This window comes from Sphingomonas sp. Ant20 (assembly GCF_000783375.1).
Taxonomy (GTDB): domain Bacteria; phylum Pseudomonadota; class Alphaproteobacteria; order Sphingomonadales; family Sphingomonadaceae; genus Sphingomonas; species Sphingomonas aerolata.
The window spans coordinates 1-1,664 of the sequence record NZ_JRVI01000203.1 but is presented as its reverse complement, the minus strand read 5'-3'; the positions used below and the strand labels follow the sequence as shown (position 1 = coordinate 1,664).

Annotated in this window: 1 protein-coding gene; it reads left to right on the top strand. The window is 68.9% G+C overall.

The annotated features are described in order from the left end of the window. Positions 1–35 precede the first annotated feature (35 nt). Complete coding sequence (locus NI18_RS18180; RefSeq protein WP_031440872.1) at positions 36–1,553, top strand: oligosaccharide flippase family protein; 1,518 nt, start codon at positions 36–38, stop codon at positions 1,551–1,553. Positions 1,554–1,664: the final 111 nt, after the last annotated feature.

The following is a 1,664-nucleotide window of genomic DNA, read 5'->3' as shown; positions in this document are numbered from 1 at the left end:
CGAGCCGCGGCGCGGCGCACCAGCGGCGCCCGCCCGTGACCGAATCGACCAAGGATATCGACACGCTCGCCAAGGGCGGTCGGACCAACATTGCGGGCTTTGTCCTCCGCCTCGCCGCGCGCATCCCGTTCCTGTTCATCGCGGGCCGCATTTACGGCCCGGACCTGGTCGGCCGGTTCGCGATCGCGGTCGTGGTGGTCGAACTCGCCGCGCTGCTGGCGACGCTCGGGCTCAAGCGCGGTCTCGCGCAGGCGCTGAGCAGCACCGAGCGGCCGCACGCCTATGTCGTGTGGGATGCGATGGCGGTGGCGTTCGTCGCGTCGCTGATCGCGAGCGCGGTGCTCTTCACCTTCCCCGAGATCATGTATCCCAATACGGCGATCACTGGGCTCGACCGGTTCCTGCCGCTCATCATCGTCGCGGTCGCCTGGTCCGACGTCAGCCTGGCAGCACTCGCCTATCGGCTGAACGTCAAGGCCGCGGTCACCGCGCGCGCGGTGGTCGAGCCGTGGACGATCTCGATCGCCGCCTGGGCCTTTTCCTATTTCACGATCCGCGACGGGCTCGTGCTGAGCTATGTCGCGTCGATGACTGCGGCGCTGATCGCCAGCCTCGTGCCGTTCGTGCGCAGCTACGGGCTGCCGCGCGGCTGGTCGCCGCATCTGCGCCCGCTCTACGCGCTCGCCCGCGCCAATGTGCCGCTGGCGGGCGCGGACATCCTCGAATGGGGCAGCCGCAACGTCGACCGCTTCATCCTCGGCGTGATGTTCGAGCCCAAGGTCGTCGGCATCTATTATATGGCGCAACAGGTCGCGAGCCTGCCGCAGAAGCTTAAGACAAGCTTCGACCCGATCCTCGGCCCCGTCATCACGCAGAGTCTTGCGGTCAACGACCGCGCGGCGATCGCCAACCAGGTCCGCCAGGTCGCGTTCTGGATCATGGCGGCACAGGGTGGCCTCGCGCTGATGGGATCGATCCCCGGCGAGGCGGTGATGGGCGTGGTCGGGCCGCAATTCGTCGCTGGCACCGCCGCGCTCGCCTTCCTGCTGACCGCCGAATTCCTCGCCTCGAGCGGCGCGGTCAGCGAATCCGCGCTCGTCTATATCGCGCGGCACCGCAATCTGATGATCTCAGCGGTGATGCTCGCCTTCCAGATCGGCCTCAGCTTCGCGCTGATCTTCGCGATCCGCCGGCTTGGCTATCCGGTCAACTATCAGGCCGCAGGGCCCGCGATCGCGCTCATGATCTCGGTCGCGCTGACCTCGATGATCAAGTCGCGGCTGCTCGGAAGCCTGCTCGGCGCGAGCGTCTCGCCGTGGCGCTGGCCGCTGGTCTGGGCGGCGCTTGCCGCGATCGTCGTGGGCACGGGCTTTACCGCGCTACCCAAGCGGCTCGAATGGGTCGAACTTGCGGTCGGCGAGCCGGCGATCGCCGCGACCTATCTCTTCATCCTGTGGAAATGGGCGTTCGGGCCCGCCGACCGCGCCCTGTTCGCCAAGACCCCCGAGCCCAGCGAAGCGACGCTGCCGCGGAGCGGGTCGCCGGTCCGCTGATCCGGCCCCCCGAAGCGGGGGCGCCGGCGATCAATGCCGGAAGTGGCGCATCCCGGTGAACACCATCGCCAGCCCCGCCTCGTCCGCCGCCGCGATCACGTCGCGCGCGGA